A 4,801-nucleotide genomic window follows, 5' to 3' on the forward strand; every position below is an offset into this window, starting at 1 on the left:
GGCCTGACTGGAACTGGAAACGATTCTTCACGGCAGCCTCCTCGGATGGAATGTGCCGTGATTATATGAACCACCTACGACGTAATATGTCGCGCTTGTCTTCCAGCGGAAGATTGGCGCTAATCAGGAACCTTTTTACACCCTCGCCGACCTGTTATTGCGGCTTGAGACGGATTGGTTGTGCCAGTTGGATTTTCCCCGTGACTGGCAACGACGAAAATGCGACGGCGCGACTTTTCCTGCGACGACGGGACGAGTGGCTGCGGCTGCCGGAATTTCATTGCGACTTGAGACGAGGAGATGGCGACTGCTTGATTGGTACCGCGACATGGGAGCAGGCGCTTGCGACTGCGGTAATGCTATCGCGACTCGGGACGATGTGGTCGTAAAAGCCGGCGCAATATTGCGACCCGAGGGAAGGTGCTTGCGACCGTGAGAACGTTTTCGCGACGGGTGACGTAGCTTTCGCGGCTGGTTATCCTTTTTTACCGAACGAGACAATGAAGTTGCAGGAGTTTTCTTTTTCATCGCGAACTTTTGTTTTTTTCTTCAAAATTACTTTTTTCCCTTCCACGACCTGAATTCGGCAGGGCGGAGGCGGAATCTGGCAATGTTGCCTTCGTGCAGGCCCCGCACTTCTGCCATCACCAGGGAAATGAAGGGGACCCGATCTTCGGCCGGTATTTGTTCGGCAGCCCAAAGCGAAACGAAGACCTCTGCCACCACTTCGGAACGCAGGATGACTTCCTGGATAGCCTCGGTCAACTCGTTGCGGTACCTGGTTCGAAAGAGGTCTGGCTCCCCCAGTCCTCGCGGAGTGGGGAGGTAACGCTTTACCGACTCTTCGTACGCTGCGACGAAGATCTGGCGCAGCCGGTCCACGCGATTGGTCTCCCGTATCGCCTCGAGCCCGTCGTGGAAATCCGCTGCCGAGACCCCGATGAAGGAGAGCGGACAGAGGTTGTGTTTGAGCAGGGGAATGTTGGCGGCGAGGCGGGAGACCGGATTGCTCAAGTGCTCGAAGGGCTGCAGGTAGCTCAGATGTGCCAGCGCGAAGAAGGCTTGCTCAAACGGATCGGTGATCGACGCCGCGGCACCGAGGAGTCGCCTGAAGTGTTCGTCGAGCAGTTGCGGGGTCGTCAACGGCAAGTAGACCGAGCCGCAGGCGTTGACGGTGTTTTGGCGCAGCCGGCCGTGCGACTTTGGGTCGGCAAGCAGGTTGTCGGACAGGATGGCGTGCAAATTGAGGATGAAAAAGGGAGTGAAGTTGATTTCCGTGCTGTTGGCCACCAGGAACTCGATCGCCTCGTTGTGGTTGAAGATCATCTGGGTATCGATCCAGTTCTTCCCGCCGGCGACCTCTCCGTAGGTGAGCAACTTCTCGGCCTCCAGCAGCGAGTAGGAATTTCCTTCCAGGTGGCTTGAGGCCCAGGAGAGATCGACGAGCAGTCTGGCCAGGATGTGATCGACCAAGGTGGCCGTCGGGGCGGGTGGGGTGGCGTGGTGGGCGGCGCCGAGGCGGTGCAGATGGCTGCGCGTGGCGTTGTCCAGGTAGGCTCCGGTTTCCCGGTAGGACTGAAGCAACTCCCGGCCGAAGCCAACCGCTGCATGCCGGGGAAGCAACAGGCTGGCGCTGCTCCGATTTCCGCTGTCGGCATCAGGGGGCGGGAGCCGGTTCCTTGCCGCCTGTTCTTTTACGGAAGCCCGGAGGGGGAAGTAGCGGCGTGCCCTTTGCGAGTACCCGGTGACTCTGATCCGGTTATTGTCCCTCAACTCCCTGAGGCAGCGCTGCAGGGTGCGCCGGGTCAGCGTCCATTTCCCTGCACGGAGGGCCTCCTCCAACTCGTTGATATCCGCCCCGTCCGGAAAGGCCTGCAAGGTTTGCTCGATCTCGACGAAATCATGCTCGGTCATTGGCTCCTCCCTGCGGTGCTCGCGATGTCCGGACGAGGAAACGATGTCGGCTCTCACAAGGAAACCCGAGCCGAGTGACAAGTCAAGGGTCCCCCGCCGGTGACGGTACAAAAAAGCCCGATGATCCATCCGGTCATCGGGCTCTTCAGCGTGCGCGTGAGGGGCTAAGGGGCGGCAAGGGCCGTTGTTGAGTTCGTTGAGTTACTGCTGTACAAAGTTAACCGGCTCAACAACGTCCCCCTCCGGCCAAAGTTAACCGGCTCAACAACGTCCCCCTCCGGCTCCCCTTGTTAACCCAAGACCCGTGTCCGTGGACAATTGAATGCCTCCGGCCGAGTCGGCAAGGGGTCACTTTTTAGGAGGCCTGACTAAAGTTCGAAGTTGGCGTCTGAGCCGAAAGTTATCAGCGGTGGTCAGCGCTGCCACGATCATCAAAAGTATCGTCATCCCATGAGTGCCGGCAAAAGACCAGAATAGCCAAGCCACACACGAACATGCCAATCCCGTAAGAAGCAGATATGTTTGATCTTTCATCGTTACCTTCCCGAGAGGTAACTAGGAATAAGCCACGAACGGTGCAAATTGAACAGATCCGCGGTTGATAAAACGTCGGCGATTGTCACTCCTCCTGCCATCGTCCTCCCTGTGGCCACGGCGATACTGCCGATAACTGCACCAACGTAGTAGGCCGCGCTGCAGGCCCCAATAGTCGCCAGGCCTTCCAATCCTGTGCCTGCACCGATAAGTTCACCAACAGTCACTCTTGTCCCAAACCTGTCGACAAATGCCATAAAAATGGTTGCATTCGAAACTGCGGCTTGCAAGGTCTGAAACAGGGATTCCGGGGCAGGCAGATTTAAGGCATCCATGTTTTGCTTGAAGTAGCGATAGAAGGTGGATGACATTTGATCCTCCGTTGTCCGTAAGGGGAAAGACTGACACCGTTGATCATAACCATTCCCGGGATTCAGGCGCCCCCGGGAAGAATGGTCATCTCGGCACATCCCATGAATCCTCGGCCTCGATGCCGCTTGGCTCCCAAGTCCATTTGATCTTCTTGTAGGTAAAGGAAACCTGTTCCATGTGGCGGTAAGGATCGTTTTCGGAAAGCAGGGTGGTCGGCATAAATGGACAAATACTGACAATGATGGCATCTTCAAGCTCGTGCGTGAAATAATGCTCCTCGGTCCCCATCTTCGTTATCCGGTACCACTTGACGGTGACCCGTTTCATGTGCTCGCCGGTACACAGCGCCTGATATAGTTTTGGCGAACTCCGATCCTGTTCCTTTATGACGGAGAGAGGGCCATGCACCCTTTTGCCTGTGGCGAGGCCATCCGTAGGGCTGCGGGGTATGCTGATACCATGGTTGACTCCATAAATAAGGATCGATCCTTCTCTTCCCTGCATGTCGCAAGATCCCTCGATGTTTCCTTGCTTCTCGCCTTGGAGCGCGAGATGGGCTGGCATGGCCATGAGCGAATCCTCCCTGGTAGCTGGTATCCGAGTACCTGCTCGGATGGATTCGGAAAGCCTAAATTATAATGCTTTCATGTCAAGGGGGCGAACGAGGGGGCTTCTTATATTGGAATCTAGGTTGCCGCTGATGGCACACGTGATCGTTGCGCATGTGGTTAAGTCGTAGGAGCTCGAGAAGAAGGGCAAGGTTGAGGAGGGGAGGATGAAGAGAATAGGATTGACGTTGTTGCTGTTGATATCCACCCAGGCCCACGCCGCAATTTTCGACGTGAACCACTTTAACGGCGTGAGATGGGGCTCGGCCATGCCAGCCAAAGGATTCAGATTGATCCTGGATGCCAAAGACGGATGGAAGTTTTACAGCCGCCCCCAGGACCACTCCCGGGTCGAGGGAATCCCGGTGAGCGAGCTCACCTACAAGGCCACCCGCGGGAAGTTCGACGCTGCACATTTTATATTTAATGGCGACAGTAATTACACCAGGGTGAAGGCCCTAATGGTCAAGACCTTCGGCCCAGTCAAAGAGACCAGGGCGGGGCGGGAGATTTACCGGAAAGAACAAGCCGGCAAGATCATCACCGGCATGTTGCAATACAGCCACGGCCAAGGCCTAGCCAACTTTTACAGAGCCCACCAATAGCCCCCCACAAGGTGATGATGAAGGCAAAAAATGAGGGGCAAACCTCGCCCCTCATCAAGCTTTTCCCGTACAAAGTTAACCAGCTCAACAACGTCCCCCTCCGGCTCCCTCCATTACAGCAATTCCCTCCCCATCGGCTTGCTAACCAGCCAGGCTTGTTCATCGGGGCTTATCTCGGCCGACGCATCAAATTCAGCCAATAGCTCGTCCAGTGTGTAACGCGGGCGCGGGGCCGGTTCAATCACCAGCCTCCCTTGTTCGGCGGTCAGGCCAACAGTGGCACCGGCCTTGAGATTCAGCAGATCAAGAATGGCAGGTGGTATTGCAAGCATGATCGCGCCGCCCATCTTACGCAGCTTAGTCGCGTGCATCATGTACCTCCGTCCAATATAAAGATGTAATCCCAAGTGGCTGTAGATTCACATGAAACATGCGGAGCTGGTGGCAAGCCAGTAGTATCCTTCTTAACAGAAAAGCCCGTCACACCTCAAGAGGTGTGGCGGGCTTTGCTTGTTCATATCGTCAAAGCTTTAGGACAGGTTCCAGAGGAACATTTCCCACATGTCTTTCCAGCTCTTGCCGATCTTCGAGACGACGGTGGACCCGAAGCCGCAGTGTCGGCCGCCATGGTAATTTGCCAGTTTGAAGGGGGCTGTCGCCAACGAAATTTTCCACCCCCGTCGCCAGCCTAATTTTCCAGTTTGGCTGCAACCGTCGCCAACCTCATTTTCCACTTAGCGATCAGCGGAGTTCCTTCTACCCTGTGCG

The 4,801-nt window shown here is 56.1% G+C and carries 5 protein-coding genes; 1 reads left to right on the plus strand and 4 read right to left on the minus strand.

Features of this window, described 5'->3' with window-relative positions:
* Positions 1-555: 555 nt before the first annotated feature.
* From ACYVL5_RS23285 to ACYVL5_RS23295, 3 genes are all read right to left on the minus strand, one after another.
* Positions 556-1,914 carry a Fic family protein gene (locus ACYVL5_RS23285; RefSeq protein ID WP_460597938.1) on the minus strand — a complete coding sequence of 453 codons (1,359 nt, stop codon included), beginning with the start codon at positions 1,912-1,914 and terminating at the stop codon, positions 556-558.
* 536 nt (positions 1,915-2,450) lie between these two features.
* Positions 2,451-2,819, minus strand: coding sequence for a hypothetical protein (locus ACYVL5_RS23290; RefSeq protein WP_460597939.1), 369 nt, complete (start codon positions 2,817-2,819; stop codon positions 2,451-2,453).
* An 85-nt stretch (positions 2,820-2,904) separates the two neighbouring features.
* The gene (locus tag ACYVL5_RS23295; RefSeq protein ID WP_460597940.1) at positions 2,905-3,390 is read right to left on the minus strand and encodes an Hcp family type VI secretion system effector; all 486 of its coding nucleotides are present in this window, start codon (positions 3,388-3,390) and stop codon (positions 2,905-2,907) included.
* 205 nt (positions 3,391-3,595) lie between these two features.
* On the opposite strand from ACYVL5_RS23295, the gene ACYVL5_RS23300 reads away from it, so the two are divergent.
* On the plus strand, positions 3,596-4,033 hold the full coding sequence (locus ACYVL5_RS23300) for a hypothetical protein (protein ID WP_460597941.1): 438 nt from the start codon (positions 3,596-3,598) through the stop codon (positions 4,031-4,033).
* A gap of 113 nt (positions 4,034-4,146) precedes the next feature.
* On the opposite strand, the gene ACYVL5_RS23305 is transcribed toward ACYVL5_RS23300, so the two are convergent.
* Complete coding sequence (locus tag ACYVL5_RS23305) at positions 4,147-4,407, minus strand: AbrB/MazE/SpoVT family DNA-binding domain-containing protein (RefSeq protein WP_460597942.1); 261 nt, start codon at positions 4,405-4,407, stop codon at positions 4,147-4,149.
* Between the last annotated feature and the right edge of the window lie 394 nt (positions 4,408-4,801).

This window comes from Geomonas sp. Red276, assembly GCF_054784495.1.

What these genes read in the sequence shown, in the direction of transcription:
- ACYVL5_RS23285 (WP_460597938.1), bottom strand. Translation starts at nt 1,914, where the DNA reads ATGACCGAGCATGATTTCGTCGAGATCGAGCAAACCTTGCAGGCCTTT.
- ACYVL5_RS23290 (WP_460597939.1), bottom strand. Translation starts at nt 2,819, where the DNA reads ATGTCATCCACCTTCTATCGCTACTTCAAGCAAAACATGGATGCCTTA.
- ACYVL5_RS23295 (WP_460597940.1), bottom strand. Translation starts at nt 3,390, where the DNA reads ATGGCCATGCCAGCCCATCTCGCGCTCCAAGGCGAGAAGCAAGGAAAC.
- ACYVL5_RS23300 (WP_460597941.1), top strand. Translation starts at nt 3,596, where the DNA reads ATGAAGAGAATAGGATTGACGTTGTTGCTGTTGATATCCACCCAGGCC.
- ACYVL5_RS23305 (WP_460597942.1), bottom strand. Translation starts at nt 4,407, where the DNA reads ATGATGCACGCGACTAAGCTGCGTAAGATGGGCGGCGCGATCATGCTT.